Genomic DNA, 24,540 nt, shown 5'->3' with positions numbered 1-24,540 from the left:
ACACAGACCGGATTACCAGACGACGTCATTCATCAGGATAATGCTTGTTTTTAGCCGGCCGCGTCCTTACATTCAGTCACTATGAGTAGCAAAAAAGAGAACCCCATGACGCCAATTGAGAAGACTGACGGACTGCCGACCTTTTCGGCGATTACGCCAGAACAGATTAAGCCCGCAGTAGAGCGTGCGATTGCGCACTGCAAAGCGGAAATTGAGGCCGTGGTTTCATCTGATGACTTCACCTATGCCAATGTCGTGGCACGCCTTGAAGAGGCGGATGATCAGCTGAGTAAGGTATTTTCGCCGGTATCCCACATGAACTCCGTGGTCAGCAGTGATGCCCTGCGCGAAGCGCATGATGCCTGCCTGCCGCTTCTGTCAGAGTATGGGACCTGGGTAGGTCAGCATGAAGGTCTGTATAACGCCTACAAGGCCCTGAAAGACAGTGATGAATTTGCCACACTGGATGAGCAGGCGCAAAAACACATCACCAATACGCTGCGTGATTTTACCCTGTCAGGGGTTGCCTTGCCTGAGCAAAAGAAAAAGCGTTATGCGCAAATTCAGTCTCGTCTGAGTGAACTGTCATCGACGTTCAGCAATAACGTGATGGATGCCACCATGGGCTGGACTAAGCACGTGACGGATGACACTGAACTGGCCGGTATGCCGGAATCGGCGCTGGATGCGGCAGCGCAGGCGGCAAAAGAGAAAGAGCTTGAGGGCTGGCTGTTCACGCTGGACATTCCCTCGTATCTGCCGGTCATGCTGTATGCCGACAACCGCGCGCTGCGTGAAGAAATGTATCGCGCCTACGCAACCCGTGCGTCGGACCAGGGGCCTCAGGCGGGTAAGTGGGACAATACCGCGATTATCCAGGAAATTTTATCGTTACGTACCGAGCTGGCCGGGTTGCTGGGCTTTGACAGCTATAGCGCATTGTCGCTGGCAACAAAAATGGCGGAGTCGCCAGAACAGGTTACCCGGTTCCTGCATGACCTGGCAGACAAGTCGCGGCCACAGGCGCAAAAAGAGCTCGATGAAGTGCTCAGCTACGCCCGCGAATCGCATGGAATGGACGAGCTGAAAGCCTGGGATATTCCTTATTACAGCGAAAAGCTGAAGCAGGAAAAATACACCATTTCAGATGAAATGCTGCGTCCGTATTTCCCGGAAGATAAAGTCATTTCAGGCTTGTTCGAAGTGGTCCGGCGTTTGTACGGACTGACCATTGAAGAGCAACGCGATGTCGATACCTGGCACAAAGACGTGCGGTTTTTCACAATTACCGATAAGGATGGTGAGCAGCGCGGCAGTTTTTATCTTGACCTGTATGCCCGCGCGAAAAAACGCGGTGGCGCCTGGATGGATGAGTGCCGGGTTCGCCGTGTAAGACAAAACGGTGAGCTGCAATTACCGGTCGCCTATCTGACCTGTAACTTTAATGCGCCGGTCGGCGATAAACCGGCATTGTTTACGCATGATGAGGTGGTCACCCTGTTCCACGAATTTGGTCACGGTATTCATCATATGCTGACCAAAATGCATGTGGCGGGAGTATCCGGCATTAATGGCGTACCGTGGGATGCGGTGGAGCTGCCCAGTCAGTTTCTGGAAAACTGGTGCTGGGAGAAGGGCGCACTGAACTTTATCTCCGGCCACTATGAAACGGGTGAACCGTTACCAGAATTACTGCTTGAACGCATGCTCGCAGCCCGGGATTTCCAGTCAGCCATGCAGATGGTCAGGCAGCTGGAATTCAGCCTGTTCGATTTCCGTTTACACCTTGAAAAAGGCAGCGATGTCGATGTGCAGGGCGTGCTGGATGAAGTCAGGCAGGAGGTGGCGGTCATTATTCCGCCGTCGTTTAATCGCTTCCAGAACAGCTTTGGCCACATTTTTGCGGGCGGTTATGCTGCAGGCTATTACAGCTATAAGTGGGCGGAAGTGTTGTCGGCCGATGCCTACAGCCGGTTTGAGGAAGACGGCATCTTTAATCAGGACACCGGTCAGGACTTCCTTGAAAATATTCTGGAGATGGGCGGCAGTCGTGAACCGATGGATCTGTTTGTCGCGTTCCGTGGGCGGGAGCCCAGTGTTGATGCGTTGTTGCGCCATAGCGGGATTGGTCAGTAATGGCCGAGTCGTTTAACGCTATCTACCAGCGGGCTTGCGAACGAAAGGGCGGTAAGGCCGCCCTCGAGGCCCGGCTTGCACGCCCGCTTAGCGCTGAACAGGTAGCGCGTATCCCGGATGACCGGTTTTTGGCTGCCATGACAAAAAAGGTGTTTCAGTCTGGCTTTGTCTGGCGCGTGATTGAGAAAAAGTGGCCGGACTTCGAGGAGGTGTTCTTCGACTTTGATGTCGAGAAAGTGCTGCTGATGCCGGATGAAATGCTCGAGCAAAAAGCCAGCGACAAACGCATTGTCAGAAATTACAAAAAGGTAATGACAGTGCGCGACAACGCGCTGATGATTAAAGACGTGGCCCGCGAGCACGGCAGCTTCGCCAGCTTTGTCACCACGTTTGACTACACTACGATCACTGAGCTGTGGACGTTTCTGAAAAAACGCGGCGCCCGGCTTGGGGGAAATACCGGCCCGTACATGTTGCGCTCGCTGGGTATTGATACCTTTTTGCTGTCGAAGGATAACGAAGATTACCTGCGTAAGCATGACATTATCAGCGGCGGTGCCAGCACCCAGAAAAGCCTCACAGCCATGAATGCGGTGTTTGCCGGCTGGCATGAGGAGAGCGGGCGTCCGCTGACACAGCTCAGCCAGATCCTTTCCATGAGCTGGGGAACGAACCGGGTATAGCCAACGCCACACACGCGAACACCCCTGCGCGACTTTTGACTGTTGCCGTGTCCGTTTATTCGGTACACTTTGCCGCATGTTGAGCCTGCCGTGCAAAAACAGCAGGCGGTGTGAGAAGAGTAAGGTAAGCAAACGTCATGAATGACAACCAGCAGCCGCAAACAACCGGCAGTGAACAGGCGGCCTCTGCAGAGCAGACGCATTTCGGGTTTAAGCAGGTAGAAAAAGGACAGAAAGCGTCGCTGGTGGCGAACGTGTTTGATTCTGTCGCGGCAAAGTACGACATCATGAATGATGTGATGTCAGCCGGTATTCATCGCTTGTGGAAGCGTTACACCATTGACTGCGCCAACGTCAGACCCGGTTATAAGGTGCTGGATATTGCCGGCGGAACCGGCGACCTGACTGCGAAATTCTCTCGTCTGGTTGGCCCCACAGGCCGGGTTACCCTGGCCGATATCAACCTGTCTATGCTGAAAGTCGGTCGCGATAAACTGCGTGATCGCGGGCTTATCAGCAACATCGATTATGTTCAGGCGGACGCCGAGGCGCTGCCGTTTCCGGATAACCATTTCGATGTCGTGACTATGGCGTTTGGCCTGCGTAACGTGACCGAAAAGCAAAATGCACTGAATTCAATCTATCGTGTACTGAAGCCGGGCGGCCGTTTACTGGTGCTTGAGTTTTCCAAGCCAACCTCAGAGCAGCTCAGCAAACTTTATGACATGTATTCATTCCATATTCTGCCGAAGATGGGACAGCTGATTGCGGGTGACGCAGAAAGCTATCAGTATCTGGCCGAGAGTATCCGCATGCACCCGGATCAGGAAACCCTGAAAGGCATGTTTGAAGAAGCCGGGTTTGAGCGCTGCGACTATCAAAATCTGACCGGTGGCATTGTGGCACTGCATCGGGGATACAAGTTCTGATGCCAGCCAGTGCGCTTGCAACCAGCGCCATTGAATCAGCGCTGAATACATTGTTGTCACTGGATCCCGATTCGCCCGCGCGGTTAAAGCCGCTGAACGGGCAGCGACTGTATTTGTATATCTCGCCCCTGCCGGACGGCTTGTGTCTGGCGTTTTCTGACCAGATAGATGTGCTCAGTGTGTCCGACAGTGCCAGTGATATCATTGCCGGGCTCGACAAAATGAGTTGCTGTATTCAGACCGACATGACAACGCTGCCGTCGCTGACGGACACCAGCGCACTGACCCGCCTGATTCAGCAGCAGAAGCTGCAGCTGGATGGGGCACTGAGTATTGCCCAGCATACCAGCGCGCTGTTTCAGTCACTGGATATTGACTGGGAAGAGCACATTGCGGCTGTCACCGGGGACGTAGTGGCAAATCAGCTGACGCGCACTGCGGCAGCAGTGAAAGCCCATGCGCTTAAACGTCATGCGCAGTTACAGAAACTGGTGGGTAATGCGGTTACAGAAGAAAAACGACTGGCGGCGCACCGGCTGGCGGTGATGCACTTTTCAGATGAAGTCAGTCAGTTACGGGACGATGTTGCGCGCGCCGAAGCCCGCCTTCGGCGACTGGAAGAAAAAGCAGGTAAATAACAAGCATGCGTACACTGCGGTTATATCAGATAAATAAAGTGTTGCTGGAGCATGGCCTCGATGAACTGATCCCGCGGCGCTGGATGCCCTGGTACGTGCGACCTTTACGTTACCTGGCATTCTGGATCCGTAACAAGCACAAAGACAAAAATGCCGGCGAGCGTATTACGCTGGCGTTACAGTCACTGGGCCCGGTGTTTATTAAATTCGGACAAATGCTGTCGACGCGGCGCGACTTGCTGCCTCCCGCTATTGCCGATGAACTGGCGCGTTTGCAGGACAAGGTCACCCCGTTTGGCAGTGATGAAGCCGAGCAGATCATTCGCCAGTCGCTCGGGCTGACCCGCCTGGATGAGTTGTTCAGTGACTTTCAGTCAACGCCACTGGCGTCTGCCTCTATTGCACAGGTACACACCGCGACGCTCAAAACCATCAATAAACCGGTGGTGGTTAAGGTGCTCAGACCGAACATTCGTAAAACCATCAATGCCGACATGGAGCTGCTGTTTACGCTGGCCAGGGTATTACAGAAGTGGCTGCTGGATGGTAAACGTCTGCGCCCGGTAGAGGTGGTCCGTGAATACCGGAAAACCATCGTGGATGAGCTGGACCTGCTGCGTGAGTCGGCTAATGGTATTCAGCTACGACGAAATTTTGAGGGTTCCGAGGCGCTCTATGTGCCGGAAATCTACAGCGACTATTGCCGCCAGAATGTGCTGGTGATGGAACGTATTTACGGGATACCGATTGCCAACATAGATGCCTTACTGGCGCAAAATACCAACATGAAAGTGCTGGCAGAACGTGGCGTGGAAGTCTTCTTTACCCAGGTGTTCCGCGACAGTTTTTTCCATGCCGATATGCACCCCGGCAATATTTTTGTGTCTGCCGAGCATCCGGAAAACCCCCAGTACATTGCCATTGATTTTGGCATTGTTGGCACCTTGAATCGCGATGATAAGCGGTATCTGGCCGAAAACTTCATTGCCTTTTTCAACCGAGATTACCGTAAGGTAGCTCAGCTCCACGCGGACTCCGGCTGGGTACCCGGCGATACCAACATTGATGAGTTCGAAGTGGCCATTCGCACTGTGTGCGAACCCATTTTCCAGAAACCCCTGGCGGATATCTCGTTTGGTAACGTGTTGCTCCAGCTCTTCAATACGGCGCGTCGCTTTAATATGGAAGTGCAGCCGCAACTGGTGCTACTGCAAAAAACCCTGCTCTATATTGAAGGGCTTGGCCGCCAGTTGTATCCGCAACTGGATCTGTGGAAGACCGCCAAGCCGTTTCTTGAAAACTGGATGAAAGAGCAGATTGGTGTCAAAGCCATGGTCTCGAAGGTCCGGGAAAACCTGCCTTACTGGTCGGAGAAGTTGCCCGAAATGCCCGACCTGATCTATGACGGTATGCAACAGGTTAAGCGGCTACCGCTGCAGCAACAGCGTATGCATGAGCAGATGGTAATGCTGCAAAAGCGCACCATGCGGGCGACCCATTTTGCTATCACCGGTGCGACCCTGATCCTGCTCAGCGCAGTATTGCCGCTGCATGGCGTACACTGGGGCTGGCCAGTTGTCGCAGGGGTAAGTGGCCTGTTCAGTCTGGCAATGAGCTGGCGACAGGGACAGTAATCACCCGTCCCCTTTGGCATAAAAAGGCCGCCTGTGCGCAGGTTACCGATTATGACAGTCGTGTGATATTTTTCGCTAACCGGCTAATATTTGTATCATTTCCCGCGATCGGTGGTATAGTGACCGTGGCTTTGAAAGCCCACTGGCTTTTTTGTGCTCGAGTTGACTGATTATTTGCTCCAGGTAAAACCGCTCAAGTTACGTAGTGATTTGTTGTAAGACGTTTTTCGAAAGTTAAGTAAGACCTACTCATCCGAATCCACAGAAAGGCAGTGCAGATACACACGCATTTTTGCGTATTTTGATTTGCAAGATTTGAGGTCTATACGACATGTCTAAAGTAACAGGCACAGTTAAGTGGTTTAATGCGGATAAAGGTTATGGTTTCCTGACTCAGGATGACGGCGGCAAGGACGTTTTCGTTCATTTCCGTGCCATCATGACAGAAGGTTACAAAACGCTTCTGGAAGGTCAGCGCGTAGAATTTGAAATCGAAGAAGGTCAGAAAGGTCTTCAGGCTGCTAACGTGCAGGCGATTTAATTCTAAAAGGGCAGCATTCGCTGCCCTTTGCTTTTCCCCCTCATATTAATTTATTGTCACCCTCGAAAACGAACTAATCATTGGTTACAGTGTCAGTTAATCAGACACCGACCAAAACACCATCTGGTCAGGTGTGTAACCTGCAGTATTTCTACCCCAATGTCCGGGTAAACAGAACGCAGGTATGTCAGTGTTAACGCAATAGCTGTAAGGAAAACGCGATGCGTCTGTTAGTGTCACTTTTCACCGTAGTGGTTTTGCTCTCATCGTCAGTCACAGCACAGGAAGATGTTGTTGCTGAATTGTTTGGTCAGCCCGTCACACTGGCTGATCTCAGTCCCGATGCGAAAACCTTAAGTCAGTTCGCCCGCATGAATGCGGCCAGCAAAGATATGGCGCTGGCGCAATATCAGCATGCCATGCTGTCCGACAAAATTCTCAAAGCTGTGCTTGACGATTATCAGCAACAAAAACAGATAACGGTGGATGACGCGCTGGTGGAAAAATTTAAGGCCCGTTTTGCAGCGTCACTGAATTCTCCGTCGATGACCAGCGATGAGCGCAAGTCAGCTGACGAGATTGCGAAGAAACAGGTATTGCGGTGGCAGATAGACAAAGCGTTGTATGAGCAATACGGTGGCACGGTCATTTTTCAGCAAAGCAACCCGCTGATGCCGGCCGGGGCCTATGACATGCTGCTGAAAGCCTACCGTGATAATGGCGCCTTCGCGATTACCGATGATCGTTTCCGCGCCGTATTCTGGGAAGCCATTGAACCACCGTACCCGTTTGTGATTGATGCCGCGCAGGTCGACTTCAGTCAGCCATGGTGGCTGAATTAAGGTTAGCCGGCAGACTGGCCGATAACGCAGGTAGTGGCCGGGACATGACCGGCTGATGTTGACATAAACATGGAAATGACATGCGTATTGAACTCCTGGTCATGCTGGTATGTTTCTGCCTGCCGCTTCAGGCGCAGCAGCGCTGTGGCTCGTTCTCCTGTCTGGAAGTCAGGCAGCTTGAGTCAGGCTGGCAGTTACGTGTTATTCCACAACGTCCTGGTATTTATGCCTGTTTCATCCGTTACGAAAATACCAAACTGATTGATGATAATGTCACGATTGCACTCGGGCCTGTCAGGCTGAAACCAGGCTATCCGCCAAGTATGGTTCAGTTTCGCTGTGACCCTGCCAACAGCTGCCCGGTATGGATGCGCGAGGCGGCGCTGTGCAGCCGGCGCGATACGGCCATCCGCAATCCTCAGTAGCAATCAAACTTTACACACCTCAACGGTAACTTTCAGGTTCCTGTCACCCCCCTCTTCTCGCGCCTGAACGGAAAAGATACACTCGGTGTATGCGAATTTTTCTGACGGGTAACAGCAATGAGTGATAATGCACAAAGTAACTGGGACGACATACTGCTGCTGGATAAGCAGTTGCATGAGGATGAACGCTTAATCCGGGACTCTGCCCGTGAGTTTTGTCAGCAAACACTGATGCCGGGCATTTTGCAGGCTAACCGGGATGCTCACTTTGACACCCGGATCATGCGGCAATTTGGTGAGCTTGGGCTTCTTGGCGCAACCATCGATGGTTATGGCTGTGCCGGTGTTAACTATGTGTCGTATGGGCTGATTACCCGCGAAGTCGAGCGCGTTGACAGTGGCTATCGCAGCGCCATGAGTGTGCAGTCGTCACTGGTGATGCACCCCATCAATACCTTTGGCAGTGACGCCCAGAAACAGAAATACCTGCCAAAGCTGGCCACAGGTGAATGGATTGGGTGCTTTGGACTGACCGAGCCTGACGCAGGTTCCGACCCTGCGGGTATGAAAACCCGTGCGAAGAAGGTCGAGGGCGGATACCGGCTAACCGGCAGCAAAATGTGGATCACCAATTCGCCGGTTGCCGATGTCTTTGTGGTCTGGGCGAAAAATCAGGACGAAGACAATGCAATCTGTGGCTTCATTCTGGAAAAGGGCATGGCCGGCCTGAGTGCACCGGAAGTGACCGGAAAGCTCTCTCTGAAAGCCTCCATCACCGGGGAAATAGTCATGGACAACGTGTTTGTGCCAGACGAAAACCTGCTGCCGGGCGTGCGCGGACTGAAAGGACCCTTTAGCTGTCTGAATGTGGCACGTTACGGTATTGCCTGGGGAGCGATGGGAGCCGCCGAATTCTGCTGGCATGCGGCAAGACAATACGGACTGGAACGCACCCAGTTTAATCGCCCGCTGGCGCGAACGCAGTTATTCCAGACCAAACTGGCCGACATGCAGACCGAGATCACCCTGGGGTTACAGGGCGCACTGCGGGTAGGGCGACTGATTGATGAGGGGCACAAAGATCCGGTGATGATTTCGCTGATGAAACGAAACAACTGTGGCAAAGCGCTGGCAATTGCCCGTCAGGCGAGAGACATGCACGGTGGTAACGGGATCAGTGACGAATACCATGTCATGCGGCATATGATTAATCTGGAAACCGTGAATACCTATGAAGGCACCTATGACATTCATGGTTTGATCATGGGGCGGGCCCAGACCGGACTACAGGCCTTTTTCTGACATAAATGTGCCGCGCCGCCGGAAGGCTGGCGCGGCATGTCGGCGTCAGTAGTAACTCAGCTTTTCAGACTTACCGGCAAAGATGCGATACACCATGAAGGTGTATGCCAGGATACAGGGCACGACCACGACCGTCCCTACCAGCAGAAAGCGCAGTGAGTCAGGATCGGAAAGCGCCTGCATAATTGTCAGCTTGCCCGGGATCACAAACGGATAGTAGCTGATACCGAACGCGGCAAAACACAACACAAATACACAAAGCGCAATGGCAAATGGCAGCCACTCGCCTTTGCCCCCCGCCCCGGGCAGGCGTCTGAGCACCATGGCGCAAATGCCTAACAGAGCAAAACAGGCAACCGGAATGGCCATCAGCAGCAGGCCCCAGGGCGATGACAGCCACAACGCATTGACATCATCATGCAGCGTCAGGTTGGCAATGCTGACGGCGATGATGCCCGCAGACAGCATCACCAGTCCGCGTTTGGCCCAGACATAGGCTTTTTGCTGCAGCGGCCCGTCTGTTTTAAGAATCAGCCAGCATGCACCAATAAACGCATAAGCAGCGGTGACGCCGAACGCGGCAAGCAGCGCAAACCCCTGCGCCCAGAGATCCATTCTCAGGCCTGTGACATAAATGCCCAGCATATAACCCTGCGACAATGTGGTGAGCAGTGAGCCGTATTTAAATGCCATATCCCACTTACGTTTGTGCTGTGCGACCACTTTTGCCCTGAAATCAAACGAGACACCACGCAGGATCAGGCCCAGCAGCATGAACGTGGCCGGCAAATAGAGGGTTTGCAAAAATTCACTGTGGGCGACCGGGAATGCAATCAACAGCAGTCCGACAGCCAGCACCAGCCAGGTTTCATTCGCGTCCCAGTAAGGACCAATCGACGCAATCATCGAGTCGCGAAAGGCTTCCTCGCGTGGAGGAAGCAACACCCCGATCCCAAGATCATAGCCATCAAGTACAGCGTAAACCAGAACGGCAAGCCCCAATAAGCCAATGTAGATATTGCCCAGCATCTCTGCAGATACACTTTCAAACGGCATGCGACCTCCTATGCCTGAACCGGATGTGATGACGCGTGCACGGGTGTTTCATCACGCGTGAACTCTTCAATGTCCACTGACCGCCGGCACATCAGACGAAGTGTGCTGATGTACGCCACCAGGAGGACAGCGTAGATGATTGCGTAGAGGGTGAACGACAGCGCGATGTTGCCTGGGGGTAACGTGGTCACCGCATCAGACGTACGCAGCACGCCACTGACAATGTATGGCTGCCGACCGACCTCAGTCACGTACCAGCCAGCCAGCGTGGCAATCCAGCCACTGAATGTCATGGCGACAAACCCCTTTGACAACCATACCGGCAGTTCACGATGGCGATACAGATACCAGGTACCCGCCCAGGCGAACAGCAGCATCAGTACGCCAAGCCCTACCATGATCCGGAAGCTGAAGAAAACCGGCGCAACGGGCGGATGTTCACCCTCAAACTCGTTGAGCCCTTTAATTTCTCCATCAGCGCGGTGGGTCAGGATCAGACTGGCACCATACGGGATCCCGATCTCAAAATGATTGGTCTTTGTCTCTTCGTCAGGCAAGGCAAACAGCAGTAAGGGCGCTCCCTGTTCGGTTTCCCATACGCCTTCCATTGCGGCAATTTTTTGCGGCTGATGCTCAAGTGTGTTGAGCCCGTGCATATCACCGGCAAAAATCTGAAGCGGGATAAGCACCGCCGCAGTGTATATGGCTGTTTTTAATGTCAGGCGCGGCGCCAGTTTGTTGTCACCTTTCAGCAATCGATAGGCCGACAGACCGGCAATAAGGAAGCTGGCTGTCAGTCCGGATGCCAGCAGCATGTGAGCAAACCGATAAGGAAAAGACGGGTTGAAAATAATCTCAGACCAGTCTTTGGCTATCACGATACCGTTGACGACGTCATGTCCCTGTGGTGTTTGCATCCAGCTGTTCAGAGACAGGATCCAAAAGGCTGAGGCGGTCGTTCCTGCTGCCACGATAAAGGTGGACAGGGTGTGTAGCCAGTTCGGTACCTTGCGGATCCCAAACAGCATAATGCCAAGGAAGGTGGCTTCAAGGAAAAACGCGGTAAGCACTTCATAACCCAGTAAGGGACCGGCCACATTCCCCACTTTTTCCATGAACCCGGGCCAGTTGGTGCCGAACTGGAACGACATGGTGACACCACTCACAACGCCAAGTGCGAACGTCAGTGCGAATACCCTGACCCAGAACCTGTAGATACGCATCCAGACCGGATGGCCGGAGAGGTTGGACCGGCATTTGAAGTAAAAAAGAAACCACGCCAGTGCGATGGTGATGGTCGGAAAAAGAATATGGAAACTGATATTGAGTGCAAACTGCAATCGAGACAGCATAAATGCGTCCACGGTAGACTCCTTAGTGTTCGGATGGTTTGCCAGGCAGCAGCTTATCTTTCAGCTCAAGCATGCGCCCGACACCGGCCCCCAGTTTCATGAGGGTATTGAGTTTTTCTGGCCCCAGTCCCTGTAGCTCTTCCGACCAGGCGGTCACCGATTCAAGTAAATCGTGGATTTCGGTTAATTTAGCCTGAGCATTTTCTTCCGTGTCGTTAGCGGGTGCATCAAGAATAAGGTCACGTAGCAGGCTGAGCGTGGGGTCAATTTCACGCTTACGGCGCTCTTCAAAGACCCGGTTTGCCAGCACCCAGATTGAACCGGCGGGAATAAAGAAGTCTTTGCGCTCGCCGGGCACCAGATGCTGCTTGATAAGACGCCATGACTGCAGTTCTTTTAGCCCCATGCTGGTATTGCCACGGGAGATATTCAGTGCGTCGGCAATTTCCTGCGCCGAGAGGGGTTTGTCGTAGAGAACAATCAGCGCCAGAATTTGACCGACTGTGCGGTTGAAGCCCCATCGGCTGCCCATTTCACCAAAGTGCATTACCGCGGAGGTAATTAATGGCGTCATCTTCATAATTCATACTCTTGTGAAGTTTCAGAAATTACTGAAAGTTTATGATCTTCTTTGACGCCGATCAATCAAATTAAAAATAATTCATCAAGTGCAGGTAACAGAGACTCTGCTATGAAGGGGTCCAACCCGGCGTCACTGATCTCTTCATGGCGCCCCGCGTAGTAAAGTCATCTGAATTTAGGAGACGATTATGACCGTAGGCGCGATGGCGTTCACTGCGGACAGGGAGCGTTTGTCTGCAGAACAGAATATTTCATCATCCGGACAGGACATTGTTTTTTCACTGAACCAGGACTTCTCGGTCAAACGGTTACTGCCCAGTGCACAGACATTTTTTGGAACTCTGAGCGGTTCTGACAGTGCATCAGCGCAAAACCTGATCGCCCGCGACACGCCAAAAGCGGTGCTGGATGAGATACGTAACGCGGTGAAAAAATCGTTGTCGTGGGTGGGGATCGTTGCATTCCAGACGAGTCGGGGTGTGGTCTGGAAAGAAGCCTTCGTGCGTCCCATATACCGCAACGACGATATCGTCGGAACACAGTGGTTACTGAGCGAGCCTCCCGCCGGCCTGGTGGCAAAAGCACATCAGGTGTATACCGGTAAAACCGCATTTCCCTGGCTGAGCGCGACGGTCATCAGTGTGTTTGTGATACTTGCTGTAATCAGCGTGCTGCTGCCATCAACCGGGTTTACGCCGGTGCTGATGGTTATTGCGGCATGGCTGGGGTTCTTTATTCGCCCACACATGACGCGTATTGCGGTGGCGATACCATTGGATGCTGATAGCCTGAGCCTTTCTCCCAGGGTGTATTCTACTGTGCCAGCGCTGGCGAAGCTGGAATACGAGATAGCACTGAAGCGAGCAGCACTTGCGGCAGGCATGTCACGTATTGAAGCGGGCACCAACCAGCTGGATGACGCCCTGACGGCAACCCGGGACAACGCCCATGAACTGGCATCAGCGGCCGGGCAGGCGCAGGTTGCCTCTGAACAGGTCTCGGCATCATCGGAGCAAATGTCTGCCGCCATGTCACAAATCTCAGAATCTGCAGAAGTTACGTCGGGGGCATGTAAAGAGGTGCGAACGCTGGTCACGCGTTCTGCCGATCGTATTGATGATGCTTCAGATGCTGTGCAGGCGCTGGCGCGTTATATTGAGCATGCGGCCGAATCGACATCAACGCTGGTGGAGAAAAGTGAGTCAGCAAAACAGTTCAGCGAAAAAATCGATGCGATTGCCGAACAGACCAATCTTCTGGCGCTCAATGCGGCAATCGAAGCCGCACGCGCAGGAGAAAGTGGCAGAGGCTTTTCGGTTGTTGCCGATGAGGTAAGGGCGCTCTCGAAAAGTACCCAGGAAGCGGTGGATGAAATTGAAGATACCATTACGTCCATCGCGGATTCGATAAAGCTTTGGCAGGAAGAGATGCTACGTCAGGTTGAAATCGCCAAGCGCTGTCATGATGACAGTGAGTACTCACGTTCAGAAATTCTTGAGATCAAAACGGCGGTCTCAGATATCAGCGAACAAATGGACCAGGTTGCGGCTGCAACAACCGAAACACAGCAGGCACTGGTAGAAATCTTCGATGCCATCAAAGATAACAAACAGGCAGCGACGCACATTTCATTACTTGCGCGTGATTCTGAGTCTAATATCGACAGTGTAGGGCATCGGATCCGCGAGTTCCGCTCACTGACTAATGCGCTCGATGAGGACTAACCGCTCACCAGCGTTTTATCATGGTGCGATATACGCTGGCATCAAGCAGGCTGGGGCGGGGTGAGGACGCGCTGGGTTCGCCTGCTGCCGTTAGCCTCTGGCGTACTGCCTCCCAGTCTGGAAGGATATCGCCATCAACCACAAATACGGCGTCAACTGATGGCTTCGTTGCATCCAGCGGGTAGGCGAAGCCAAGCACGGCACTGTCCAGTGAGGTATGAGGTAGTGCTGTTGAAGTGATGTAGTCAGCGACGCCATCGCCAGTGATATCTTTGGTCAGCCAGTTAAGTGCCAGTAGCTTGTTGTACGTACCATCCTGTTGCATGGCGGCGATGGTTTTATCGAATGAATCAAGCAACGCTCCGGCGTCCGGCAGTGTCTTTCTGACCGACAGGCGGATACCCGCAATCACCAGCGGTGCGCCGGAAAGCATCAGCAGTTCTTCGTTATCGGCGGCCAGCAGGCGGTTAAACTCATCAATCAACAGCCGGCTGCTCAGCAGATAAGGAGCCCGGTCATCAGCGACCTGGCGAAAGGTATCAAAGGTGCTGGGGTTACGTGACCACTTAACGTCTTTTATCAGACGGAAGCGTGGGGTGTTGGCAAACCGGTTTTCAATGGCAATACGAGCGTCTGAGAGGTGCGGTACTAACCGCATATCGGTTACATCCTGACGCTTTGAGGCAACATAAAGGTAGACCGGAAGATAGGTCTGAGAGTAATACACAGTGTCGCTGACATCGCCTAAATCAATACTGGCGAATTCGCCGTCCGCTTTTTGTGACAGCAGGGCGCTGCCGAGAAACGCCTGGCGCATCACATCCAACTGCACATCCTGCCCCATTCGTCGGAAGGCTTCGGTAACCAGTGCATTCAGCCGGGCCGGTTCACCCTCATCGTCAACGTAGGTAGCAAAGGGCGCTGCCGCCAGTACAACAGGTTTGGCATTCAGCGACACGCTGAATACGCTCAGTACGATAAGCCATAAACCGATTCTAGCAATTGCCATCCAAAGCCTGCCATAACCAAATGATTTATCGAGTATAACACTTAAACACCACAGGGGTGAGGGGAGCGGTTGACAGCGCCGGCGTCATGCTGCGCCTGCGCTGTCAGTGCAGGAACAGCTTATTCGCCAAAGCTGCCCGCGGCGCCAGGAAAGACCACAGGACTCTCAAAGCCGTCTTTACTGACACTGGCGACGCCGAAGAAATAGTTGTCGATTACGATGTTTTCCAGCGTTGCCTGGGTGACATTGCCAACAAACTTACTGAATTCCCATTGCGGTGCATCAGTATGACGCCAGTAAATTTTATAGCCCGCCAGCTGCGGATTCTGCGCATCATCGGCGGCATCCCATTTGAGCGTGGTTGACGGCTGGACTGCACCTTCAATAGACACGTTCGCCGGTGGATTGGGAGCCCATGACATGGATGCCAGTGCAACAGCATTAAGCCCGGTTAGTTTTGCCGCATACGCAAAGTTAACGCCATCAATGGTATCGCCATAGGTAATGCCGTTTTCCTCACGCAGGTCCTGGTGCTGACGTGTGTAGTTTTCGTTGGTTTCCATAATACGGATCCCCGGATAGCCGAGGTCGTTGAACGGACGATGGTGACCACCACGACCAAAGCGATCCAGACGATAAATCACCATGGTATCCAGGTTCTCAATGTATTGGTCAGCCAGCTTGTCAATGTAGCGGGCGAGATTGCGGCTTGGGGAGTCGACCTCACCACCGGTAAAACGTCTTACGCGGGCGTCGCGCTCGGTCTCTGTGACCCGTGTTCCCTCGGCAAACAGACGCGCAGTGGTGTTATTAATGACCCCGTTAACCCCTTCAATATTGCCGATCATGTCGTTATTCAGCACGGCTTTGATGCGCCAGCCGTCTTCTTTTGCCTTTGCCGCCATGATCTTTCCGCCAAACAGACCCTGCTCTTCGCCGGAGAGTGCTGCGTAGACAATAGAGCCGTTGAAGGTATATTTCGACAGCACGCGTGCCGCCTCCAGTGTGCCGGCGACGCCTGAGGCGTTGTCGTTAGCGCCCGGGGCATCTGACGTAGCATCCATAACATCAGACACACGCGAGTCGATATCGCCGGACATGATCACATAACGCTCCGGATCAGTTGTACCGCGCTGAATGGCAATGACATTCACCACTTCCACCGGGTCGGGAATGCGTTTTTCACCGCTGATCGTATCGGACAGATAATACACTTCCAGACAACCACCGCACTGCGCTGAGATTTTTTCAAACTCTGCTTTAATCCAGCGACGTGCCGCGCCAATGCCGCGGGTATCGCTATCAGTTTCTGACAGGGTATGACGCGTGCCAAAGCTGACCAGCTTACGAATATCCTGCTCAATACGGTCGGGTGAGACTGCCCGGGCTATATCATGCAGCGCATCCTGGTCCTGCGTGGGGTTGGTTTCTGCCAGCGAAACGGCAGAAGTGAACAGCAGACTGCCTGCCAGTACAAATCGCGATAGTGTCATGGTGGTATACCCTGATTGTTAACAACAAGTGCATACGACACTACTGATTATCAGGCTCACCAACAATACCGCTTATCCGCTTAATCGGGGATTCTGTCGACCTGCAGGAAGTTACAACGTTCTGAGTGGCGCCGCCTTAAATAAACGAAAACGCGTCGCCGAACAGATGGTCTTTTTTCAGGCCGCGTACGCCGAAGTCTTCGCGCACGGTTTTGGCCATTTCGAAGCGGCCGGCCACATACACCTGATAGCGGCTGAAGTCAGCGTGGTCTGCCATCACAGCGTGGTGAACCCATCCCGTGCGGCCAGTCCAGCTGTCTTTGGCAAACTCGACCACCGGCACAAAGTGAAAATGCGGGTAGTCCGCATCAAGCTTGCGCAGTTTATCAGCAAAATACAGGTCTTCCTCGTGGCGGCCACCCCAGTAGAGTGTCATGGGCGTAGTACTGCCACTTGCCAGATGCTGCTGCAAAATAGAATACGTATAAGAGAATCCGGTACCGCCGGCGATCAGAATCATAGGCTGACCATTAGGCTGCAGAAAGGCATCACCGTGACCGCCACTGATTGTAATCTCGCCTTCCTGCTGCATGCGGGTCAGTACCTCGCTGGCATAGGTGTTGTCAGGATCTGCGCCAATATGGAGCTCTATGCGGTGATTTTCAGTTGCCGGATTGGCAATCGAAAACGGACGCATGTCTTTTTCGCCCATGTGTACCAGAACGTACTGCCCGGCCTTAAATGCCAGTGGCGTAGCGGGAATAAGATCCACCTTGTACACTGACCCGGTCAGTGGAGTGATAGTGTCAACACGACATAAGATTTCTGACATGATTACTCTTCTTTACGTTACTGGCTGTTATTTTTTTGCGGTGGGCATGATACCAAGCTCATCCCACATGTCATCCACGCGCTGTTTGACAGCCTCGTCCATAACAATAGGTTCGCCCCATTCGCGACTGGTTTCACCCGGCATTTTGTTGGTCGCATCCAGACCCATTTTCGAGCCAAGGCCCGATACCGGCGACGCGAAGTCGAGATAATCAATAGGGGTATTCTCGACCATTACAGTATCCCGTGCGGGATCCATCCGGGTGGTAATTGCCCAGATGACATCGTTCCAGTCCCGTGCATTGACATCGTCATCGCACACCACCACGAACTTGGTATACATAAACTGTCTGAGGAAAGACCATACTCCCATCATTACGCGCTTGGCATGGCCTGGATACTGCTTTTTCATGGTCACGACGGCCATGCGGTATGAGCAGCCTTCAGGCGGCAGATAGAAATCAACAATCTCGGGGAACTGCTTTTGCAGAATAGGGACAAAAACCTCATTCAGCGCAACACCCAGAATGGCGGGCTCATCGGGTGGACGGCCGGTGTAGGTTGAATGATAAATCGGGTTCTTACGATGCGTGATATGGGTTACCGTAAAGACCGGAAACTCATCCACCTCGTTGTAGTATCCGGTGTGATCGCCGTACGGGCCTTCCGGCGCAGTTTCGTTCTGATCAATATAACCTTCCAGCACAATTTCGGCGCTGGCTGGCACCTGCAGATCATTGCTGACCGACTTTACTACTTCGGTTTTATCGCCACGCAGCAAACCGGCAAACGCATATTCAGACAGCGTGTCCGGTACCGGGGTGACGGCGCCCAGAATGGTGGCAGGGTCGGCGCCAAGCGCCACTGATACAGGGTAAGGTTCACCCGGATGCGTCTGACACCATTCACGAAAATCCAGGGCTCCGCCGCGATGTGACAGCCAGCGCATGATCAGCTTGTTTTTGCCCAGCACCTGCTGGCGATAAATGCCCAGGTTCTGGCGCTTTTTGTGCGGTCCCCGCGTAACGGTCAGTCCCCAGGTGATCAGCGGCGCCGCGTCGCCGGGCCAACAGCGCTGTACCGGCAAGCGGGTCAGATCGACATCGTCTCCGGTCAGCACCACTTCCTGACAAACGGCTTTTTTCACCACTTTGGCTGGCATGTTCAGCACCTGCTTGAAGACGGGAAGCTTATCCCACAGGTCTTTTATGCCTTTCGGGGGTTCTGGCTCTTTGAGGTATGCCAGCAGCTTGCCCACTTCCCGGAGCGCTTCCACTGAATCCTGCCCCATGCCCAGCGCTACACGTTCTGGCGTGCCAAACAGATTGGCCAGCACGGGAATATCGTGGTTCTTCGGGTTTTCGAACAGGATGGCCGGGCCACCGGCACGCAGCGTGCGGTCGGCGATTTCTGTCATTTCCAGGTCAGTATCAATTTCCCGGGTAACACGCACCAGCTCACCACGCGATTCCAGCTTGTCTATAAAGTCACGTAAGTCGTTATATTTCATTTGAAGAGGTGATATCCAAAGACTACTCTTTTGGCAGTACTATACCATTAATCATGGATATCCGATCAGATGCATCTGAAATTGCTGACGGTAGCCCTCGCGGTATCGCTTTTTTCTCCCGTGTCGCAGGCCGCGTGCGACACGCCCGCCTATTCCCAGTTTGACTTCTGGCTGGGAGACTGGGCAGTGACCACGCCGGATGGAAAACAGGCTGGCACCAATCAGATCAGCAAAGCCTATGACGGTTGTGTTATCACAGAACATTACAGCAATGCCGCGGGGCCCTATGGCACCAGCCTGAATATTTATGATCAGTCTACCGGAACATGGCATCAGACCTGGGTGGACAGGACAGGGTTACGGCTGATGCTGGACGGCAATCTACAGGGTAATCAGATGATTCTGTCCGGCAAAACGTTATCTAAAGATGGCGAAACCGTGCAACACAGGATAATCTGGACTGACAACGACGATGGAACCGTGCTGCAGCACTGGGCAGTTGTGCAGCCGGGCGAAAGTCAGTGGCAAACGCTATTTAAAGGCGTATACACAAAACAATAACGTACACAGTGCCTGAAGGTGATGTATGACAATATTCGACACGGATTTAACCGAAGAACTGAATCTTATTCTGCGCTTTCCCCGCGAGAGCCTACGCCAGGGACTAAAAATCCATCATGATGCCAGTCAGGCTATCGTTAATGCGGCTGAAAGGCTGTATGCAAAGGGGATTATTACTCAGCCCGATGGCGGTTACCTTACAGATCTGGGCATGGACATTGCCGATCACGCGCGCCGTATTCAGGACGCGCTATTGATGAAGCTAAACTGACTTCAGATATCCGCCGGGGTGTCGATATAAAGAACACTGGTTAGGTGAGGTGTTATTGTCATGCGTTTTTCTTTTCTGCTTTCAGGACTGCTTTTTGCTGTCAGTGTTGCTGCATCAGCGCAGGAAACAGGCAACGAGATAAGAGCGGTGCAGTTGTATTCGCAGGATGACCTTATCCGCATGATCAACAACAATACTCACCTGGATCGGGTTGTGCTGGACCGGTGCCAGCTGGTGCAGGATATTGAAGCCCGTGCTGAAGTGCTGAAAGTACCGTCCTATCAGTTTTTGTGGGGCGACATGCTGGCCTGGGGCGTGTGTGTGGATGCTGAGCCTGAGCGTGGCGTTCACTTTATGGAAGACGCAGCAAACCAGGGGTTGCCCGCGGCACTGGAACAGCTGGGCCGTTACTATGCGACAGGTACGCTGGTACAGCAGGACAAAGAACGCGCCGTTGTTTATTTACGTGAAGCAGCCGCGCTGAACAACCTGAAAGCGAAGCTGCAGCTGGCAGAGCTGTTTATTGAAGGTTATGGCAGCCCGTACGATTACGAAGATGCCTATCACTGGCTGTACAACGCGGTCACCGACGACAAAAAGATCCACGCTAAAATTGCCAGCTATATGGCGAAACTGGAAACGCTGATGCATCCAAAAGCGGTACGTGCCGCGAGACGGCCGGCAGACAGCTAATCGCGCGGGCGACGCGTACCTGTAATCATAGGGCGAATCAGCTCAATGTTACCCTTCCATAGCGTAAAAACTACTGCCGCAATATGAATACACACCAGCGCAAACAGCGAGTTCGCCGCGAGTTCGTGGATCGCTTCCAGCATATCGTTGCCAAATAGCGCGTCCACTTCTTCCATTAAAAAGCCGGTCACGCCGAGCACGCTAAACAGAAATAACACCGCGAACACCATCAGCCAGCCAACCGGATTATGGCCGCTGTCGGTTGGAATGGACTGACTTACCAGATGCTGTTTGTGTTCAATGAGCGCACGGCGCGAGAAATGGAAGTGGCGGAAACCGGCGTAGCCGCGACTGAAGAAACCCCAGAAGAGCCGGACGATGACCAGGGAAAAGACCGTGTAGCCTGCGATTTCATGGGCGTCTTTGCCCGGTTCCAGAATAAAGTAGTTAAGCACAAAGCCGGCGACAAAACTCCAGTGACAGATCCTGACGAGAGGATCCCATACAGGTATGCCGCCGTTCCTTGTCATCAGTGCATCTCTTGCTTAACAATGCTGCCATCGACCGGGTTGAAATAAATTTCAACTTTGTTGTCTGATGAGTCAAAACCGTAAATTTCGTAGCAGTTGCCGTCGGTCACTTTAAACTCATTAATCTGGAAACCTTTGTCGAGCAGCGATGACTGGAATGCATCTGCGTCCATCCATTCGCTTTGTGGCGCAGTGGTACATTGTGTTGTTTCATGTGTACTGCAGCCCGCGGCAGCAAACAGAGCAAGCGCGGAAGTAAGAAGAATTTTACTTTTCATATCTGATTCCTTTTAACCCAAGTTAAACAATGAAAACCTGATGCTTTGATATCCTACACACAAAAACGTTCAAGTACAGTGACCTGAATCAACAGAAATCCGCATAAATACCGCTACAGGCACAAAGACTGTTATACTGCCAGCGTCCTGTGGGTAGTTCGACGGGAGTTGAGAGGAAGGCGCTATCCAAAGCACGCCGTAAACCCGCCCCTGAGGCCGCAAAGTTTCGGATAGCGCCTTCCTCTAAACTCCCTTCCTCAATGCGAACGCCCTGTCACAAACAAGTTAAGGTAAACATAAAATACATGAGTGATGATCCGCATTACGAAAGAGAGAAAGAAAAATACGAGAATCCCGTCGCCAGTCGGGAATATTTGTTAAGTGTACTGAAAGCGCATGGTAAGCCCATGTCGTTTCTGGAGATCTGCAGCGAAGTGAACGCCAGTGACGAAGACAGTCGCATTGGAATTCAGCGTCGGTTACGCGCAATGGAGCGGGAAGGGCAAATTCAGTTTACCCGCCAGAAAACCTATCAGTTACAGAATAAAGACGAACTGATCCGGGGCCGCCTGATTGGCCACCGAGACGGGTTTGCATTTTTGCGCCCGGATGATAAAAGCGGTGACCTTTACGTCAGCGCGGGGCAGATGCAGTTTTATATGCATGACGACATTGTTGAAGCCCGTATCAGTGGTGTCGACCGCAAAGGCCGTAAAGAAGTCTATATTACCCGGCTGATTGAGCCGCGTAGTGAGCCCATTGTCGGGCGATATTTTGTCGAGCATGGGTTCGGCATGGTGGTGCCTGACGACAGCCGTTTACAACATGAAATCGTGATCCCACCGGAAAGTACCTGCGGTGCCCGTATGGGACAGGTTGTGGTTGTGGAGATCACACAACGTCCCCGTCGCCGGGTGAGTCCGGTTGGTAAAATCGTCGAAGTCCTCGGTGAGCATATGGCACCCGGGATGGAAATTGAGATGGCGCTGCGCACCTTTGATATTCCGCATAAGTGGCCTGATGGTGTAACCCGACAGACCGATAAGCTGGGGGAACAGGTACCGGATAAGGCGAAAGAAGGCCGGATTGACCTCAGGCAACTGCCGCTGGTTACCATTGACGGCGAGGATGCCCGGGATTTCGATGACGCCGTTTTTTGTGAACCGCTCGATGACGGCGGCTGGCAACTGTGGGTCGCCATTGCCGATGTCAGTTATTACGTGCGTCCGGGTACAGCACTGGACGATGAGGCGAAAAACCGCGGTAACTCGGTGTATTTCCCGGAGCAGGTTATCCCGATGTTGCCGGAAGTGCTTTCAAACGGCCTTTGCTCGCTGAATCCTGAGGTGGACCGCCTGTGCATGGTATGCGAAATGACGATCACCGAACAGGGCAAGCTGGACAGCTATCAGTTCTACGAGGCGGTTATGAACTCTCATGCCAGACTGACCTATACCAAGGTCTGGCAAATCCTGCAGGGTGACAAAGAGTTGCATCAGCGTTATGCCGAGCACGTACCGCATTTACGCAACCTTCACGACCTGTACCGCGCACTGAAGAAAGCCCGTCAGCATCGAGGGGCGATTGAATTTGAAACGCAGGAAAGTAAGTTCGTCTTCAACGCTCAGCGTAAAATTGAGAACATTGTGCCGGTTGTGCGCAACGACGCGCACAAGCTTATTGAAGAGTGCATGATCATGGCCAACGTCAGTGCCGCGCTGATGTTGGAGAAGCACAAAGCGCCTGCGCTGTATCGTGTGCACGATAAGCCCGATGCCGACCGTCTTAGCGCATTTACCAGTTATCTGAGCGAAATTGGTGTACCGCATCGCATTACCGAAGATGCCTCACCCGCTGACTTTACAGACGTGGTAAATAAAACCCGTCAGCGCCCTGATGAAGAACTGATCCAGACGATGTTACTGCGCTCAATGAAGCAGGCCGTGTATGACGGTGAAAACATTGGTCACTTCGGCCTGGCCCTGGATGCGTACGCGCACTTCACGTCACCCATCCGGCGTTATCCTGATTTGGTGGTGCACCGTGCGCTGAAAAGCATCATTGCTAAGCAACAGGGTAAACAGGCGGTCACTGGTGCCAAAGCCTATACCATCGAGGAAGTTGAGGAACTGGGTGAGCAGTGCTCGATGACCGAACGCCGGGCAGACGATGCAACCCGTGATGTGGCGGACTGGCTTAAATGTGAATTTATGCTGGATCATGTCGGCGATACCTTTGATGGCGTGATCAGCTCGGTGACCGGGTTCGGTCTGTTTGTGCGCCTGACCGAGTACCACATTGACGGTTTGGTACACATCACGTCACTGGATGATGACTATTATCAGTTTGATGAAATTAAGCAGACGCTGTCGGGCGAGTCGGGGCACCGGCAGTTCCGCCTGGGTGATACGGTTGAGGTTAAAGTGGCCGCGGTTAACCTGGACGAGCGTAAGATTGATTTGGTGTTTGACCAGAAGACGCTGCGTGGCAAAGGCGGTAAAAAGGTCGCGGTGAAAACCGTAAAACGCAGTAAACGCGACGAAAAAGCGTCAGCAAGAAAAGATCGGAAAACATCGAAACCTGCCAAAAAAGGGGGCCCGAAGCGCGCCCGCAGAGGTAAATAAATGGCACAGCAAGAATGGTTATACGGCCTGCATGCGATGCAGTCGGTATTAGAAAAAGAGCCCGAGCGCATACTCGAAATGATGGTGCTGAAGGGACGCAGTGACGAACGACTGGTGAACCTGGTTAATCAGGCCCGCCGGTTCGGGATCAGCGTACAGTTCTGCCAGCGTAAAGTGCTCGATGACAAAGTGGGTGGACAGCAGCACCAGGGCGTAGTGGCCAGAGCGAAACCGGCCAGAGTGCTGGATGAGAAAGATCTTGATGAGGTGCTGAGTCGTCATCAGCAGCCCTTTCTGCTGGTACTGGACGGTGTGACCGATCCGCATAATCTTGGTGCCTGCCTGCGTACGGCCGACGGCGCCGGTGTGCATGCCGTGGTAGTGCCTAAGGACAAGTCTGCCAGCCTGACGCCAACGGTACGTAAAGTGGCCTGTGGTGCCGCCGAAGTGATGCCCCTGATTCAGGTGACGAATCTGGCGCGTACGTTAAAAGACCTGCAAAGCAAAGGGGTCTGGATAGTCGGTACAGCGGGTGAGACCGACAGTCTGCTGTACGATGTTGATCTGACCGGTCCGCTTGCCCTGGTCATGGGGGCTGAGGGTAAAGGGATGCGACGGCTTACCCGCGAACATTGCGACTCGCTGGTAAAACTGCCTATGGCGGGCAGTGTCAGTAGTCTCAATGTGTCTGTTGCTACCGGCATTTGTCTTTACGAAGCAGTCAGGCAGCGCTCTCCTCGCTAGTTGTTCCTTCCTTCTCGTCAAAAAAAGCAGGCATGTGAAGTGACCCCCAATAGTTGGACATTCCAATTACTGGGGGTCTTTTTATGTCCAAATACAATAGAGCGTTTAAGTTAAAGCTCGCCAAACTCGCTCAAACTCTATCTTCCGGGGAG

General features: G+C 53.0%; 24 protein-coding genes. 15 read left to right on the top strand and 9 right to left on the bottom strand.

Annotation, left to right across the window (positions count from 1 at the left end; genetic code table 11):
- Positions 1–105 precede the first annotated feature (105 nt).
- From prlC to AB1N33_RS11830, 9 genes are all read left to right on the top strand, one after another.
- On the top strand, positions 106–2,136 hold the full coding sequence (gene prlC, locus AB1N33_RS11870; RefSeq protein WP_411271768.1) for an oligopeptidase A: 2,031 nt from the start codon (positions 106–108) through the stop codon (positions 2,134–2,136).
- Positions 2,136–2,819 carry a DNA-3-methyladenine glycosylase I gene (locus tag AB1N33_RS11865; protein ID WP_411271767.1) on the top strand — a complete coding sequence of 228 codons (684 nt, stop codon included), beginning with the start codon at positions 2,136–2,138 and terminating at the stop codon, positions 2,817–2,819. The genes prlC and AB1N33_RS11865 overlap by 1 nt, the downstream gene beginning before the upstream one ends.
- Before the next feature lie 137 nt (positions 2,820–2,956).
- A complete protein-coding gene (gene ubiE, locus AB1N33_RS11860; protein WP_411271766.1) occupies positions 2,957–3,748 on the top strand; it encodes a bifunctional demethylmenaquinone methyltransferase/2-methoxy-6-polyprenyl-1,4-benzoquinol methylase UbiE in 792 nt (263 codons plus the stop codon).
- Complete coding sequence (locus AB1N33_RS11855; protein WP_411271765.1) at positions 3,748–4,386, top strand: ubiquinone biosynthesis accessory factor UbiJ; 639 nt, start codon at positions 3,748–3,750, stop codon at positions 4,384–4,386. Before ubiE ends, AB1N33_RS11855 begins: the two co-directional genes overlap by 1 nt.
- Positions 4,387–4,391: 5 nt before the next feature.
- A complete protein-coding gene (gene ubiB / locus AB1N33_RS11850; protein ID WP_411271764.1) occupies positions 4,392–6,020 on the top strand; it encodes a ubiquinone biosynthesis regulatory protein kinase UbiB in 1,629 nt (542 codons plus the stop codon).
- A 331-nt stretch (positions 6,021–6,351) separates the two neighbouring features.
- Positions 6,352–6,561 (top strand): transcription antiterminator/RNA stability regulator CspE, encoded by a 210-nt coding sequence (gene cspE / locus AB1N33_RS11845; protein WP_411271763.1) that lies wholly within the window; start codon positions 6,352–6,354, stop codon positions 6,559–6,561.
- A 221-nt stretch (positions 6,562–6,782) separates the two neighbouring features.
- Positions 6,783–7,403 (top strand): hypothetical protein, encoded by a 621-nt coding sequence (locus AB1N33_RS11840; protein ID WP_411271762.1) that lies wholly within the window; start codon positions 6,783–6,785, stop codon positions 7,401–7,403.
- Positions 7,404–7,483: 80 nt separating this feature from the next.
- Positions 7,484–7,828 carry a hypothetical protein gene (locus tag AB1N33_RS11835; RefSeq protein ID WP_411271761.1) on the top strand — a complete coding sequence of 115 codons (345 nt, stop codon included), beginning with the start codon at positions 7,484–7,486 and terminating at the stop codon, positions 7,826–7,828.
- Between the two features lie 117 nt (positions 7,829–7,945).
- Positions 7,946–9,130, top strand: a complete 1,185-nt coding sequence (locus AB1N33_RS11830) for an acyl-CoA dehydrogenase (protein WP_411271760.1) — start codon at positions 7,946–7,948, stop codon at positions 9,128–9,130.
- 45 nt (positions 9,131–9,175) lie between these two features.
- Here the strand turns inward: AB1N33_RS11830 and AB1N33_RS11825 are convergent, their stop codons facing one another.
- The 3 genes from AB1N33_RS11825 to AB1N33_RS11815 are packed head-to-tail and all read right to left on the bottom strand — an operon-like array spanning position 9,176 to position 12,118.
- Entirely contained in the window at positions 9,176–10,186 is a 1,011-nt protein-coding gene (locus AB1N33_RS11825; protein WP_411271759.1) for a cytochrome d ubiquinol oxidase subunit II, read from the bottom strand.
- An 8-nt stretch (positions 10,187–10,194) separates the two neighbouring features.
- Positions 10,195–11,550, bottom strand: coding sequence for a cytochrome ubiquinol oxidase subunit I (locus AB1N33_RS11820; protein WP_411271758.1), 1,356 nt, complete (start codon positions 11,548–11,550; stop codon positions 10,195–10,197).
- Between the two features lie 10 nt (positions 11,551–11,560).
- Complete coding sequence (locus AB1N33_RS11815; RefSeq protein ID WP_411271757.1) at positions 11,561–12,118, bottom strand: GbsR/MarR family transcriptional regulator; 558 nt, start codon at positions 12,116–12,118, stop codon at positions 11,561–11,563.
- Positions 12,119–12,308: 190 nt separating this feature from the next.
- Here AB1N33_RS11815 and AB1N33_RS11810 point away from each other — a divergent pair, with 190 nt between their 5' ends.
- Positions 12,309–13,844, top strand: a complete 1,536-nt coding sequence (locus AB1N33_RS11810) for a methyl-accepting chemotaxis protein (protein ID WP_411271756.1) — start codon at positions 12,309–12,311, stop codon at positions 13,842–13,844.
- Between the two features lie 4 nt (positions 13,845–13,848).
- On the opposite strand, the gene AB1N33_RS11805 is transcribed toward AB1N33_RS11810, so the two are convergent.
- The 4 genes from AB1N33_RS11805 to ubiD form a co-directional block, all read right to left on the bottom strand.
- Entirely contained in the window at positions 13,849–14,853 is a 1,005-nt protein-coding gene (locus AB1N33_RS11805; protein ID WP_411271755.1) for a substrate-binding periplasmic protein, read from the bottom strand.
- Positions 14,854–14,972: 119 nt separating this feature from the next.
- Positions 14,973–16,346 carry a M28 family metallopeptidase gene (locus AB1N33_RS11800; protein ID WP_411271754.1) on the bottom strand — a complete coding sequence of 458 codons (1,374 nt, stop codon included), beginning with the start codon at positions 16,344–16,346 and terminating at the stop codon, positions 14,973–14,975.
- Positions 16,347–16,482: 136 nt separating this feature from the next.
- Positions 16,483–17,178: an NAD(P)H-flavin reductase gene (gene fre, locus AB1N33_RS11795; protein ID WP_411271753.1), complete on the bottom strand. Its 696-nt coding sequence runs from the start codon at positions 17,176–17,178 to the stop codon at positions 16,483–16,485.
- 27 nt (positions 17,179–17,205) lie between these two features.
- A complete protein-coding gene (ubiD, locus tag AB1N33_RS11790) occupies positions 17,206–18,687 on the bottom strand; it encodes a 4-hydroxy-3-polyprenylbenzoate decarboxylase (RefSeq protein ID WP_411271752.1) in 1,482 nt (493 codons plus the stop codon).
- Between the two features lie 69 nt (positions 18,688–18,756).
- Between ubiD and AB1N33_RS11785 the strand changes: the two genes are divergently transcribed.
- From AB1N33_RS11785 to AB1N33_RS11775, 3 genes are read left to right on the top strand one after another with little or no spacing between them, the layout of a single operon-like run.
- A complete protein-coding gene (locus AB1N33_RS11785; protein ID WP_411271751.1) occupies positions 18,757–19,248 on the top strand; it encodes a hypothetical protein in 492 nt (163 codons plus the stop codon).
- A 25-nt stretch (positions 19,249–19,273) separates the two neighbouring features.
- Positions 19,274–19,519, top strand: coding sequence for a TIGR02647 family protein (locus AB1N33_RS11780; protein WP_411271750.1), 246 nt, complete (start codon positions 19,274–19,276; stop codon positions 19,517–19,519).
- A 60-nt stretch (positions 19,520–19,579) separates the two neighbouring features.
- A complete protein-coding gene (locus AB1N33_RS11775; RefSeq protein WP_411271749.1) occupies positions 19,580–20,212 on the top strand; it encodes a tetratricopeptide repeat protein in 633 nt (210 codons plus the stop codon).
- Here the strand turns inward: AB1N33_RS11775 and AB1N33_RS11770 are convergent.
- Together AB1N33_RS11770 and AB1N33_RS11765 are read right to left on the bottom strand one after the other, a co-directional pair.
- Complete coding sequence (locus AB1N33_RS11770; RefSeq protein WP_411271748.1) at positions 20,209–20,742, bottom strand: cytochrome b/b6 domain-containing protein; 534 nt, start codon at positions 20,740–20,742, stop codon at positions 20,209–20,211. The two genes, AB1N33_RS11775 and AB1N33_RS11770, sit on opposite strands and share 4 nt — an antisense overlap.
- Positions 20,742–21,020 (bottom strand): PepSY domain-containing protein, encoded by a 279-nt coding sequence (locus AB1N33_RS11765; protein WP_411271747.1) that lies wholly within the window; start codon positions 21,018–21,020, stop codon positions 20,742–20,744. The genes AB1N33_RS11770 and AB1N33_RS11765 overlap by 1 nt, the downstream gene beginning before the upstream one ends.
- Positions 21,021–21,325: 305 nt before the next feature.
- Here AB1N33_RS11765 and rnr point away from each other — a divergent pair, with 305 nt between their 5' ends.
- Positions 21,326–23,644 (top strand): ribonuclease R, encoded by a 2,319-nt coding sequence (gene rnr / locus AB1N33_RS11760; RefSeq protein ID WP_411271746.1) that lies wholly within the window; start codon positions 21,326–21,328, stop codon positions 23,642–23,644.
- Positions 23,645–24,388: a 23S rRNA (guanosine(2251)-2'-O)-methyltransferase RlmB gene (rlmB, locus tag AB1N33_RS11755; RefSeq protein ID WP_411271745.1), complete on the top strand. Its 744-nt coding sequence runs from the start codon at positions 23,645–23,647 to the stop codon at positions 24,386–24,388. It abuts the gene before it with no gap.
- Positions 24,389–24,540 lie beyond the last annotated feature (152 nt).

It is taken from the genome of Alteromonas nitratireducens, assembly GCF_040812025.1.
Classification (GTDB): Bacteria; Pseudomonadota; Gammaproteobacteria; order Enterobacterales; family Alteromonadaceae; genus Alteromonas; species Alteromonas nitratireducens.
Note: the sequence above shows the minus strand (reverse complement) of the source record. Positions and strands in the feature narration are given on the sequence as shown.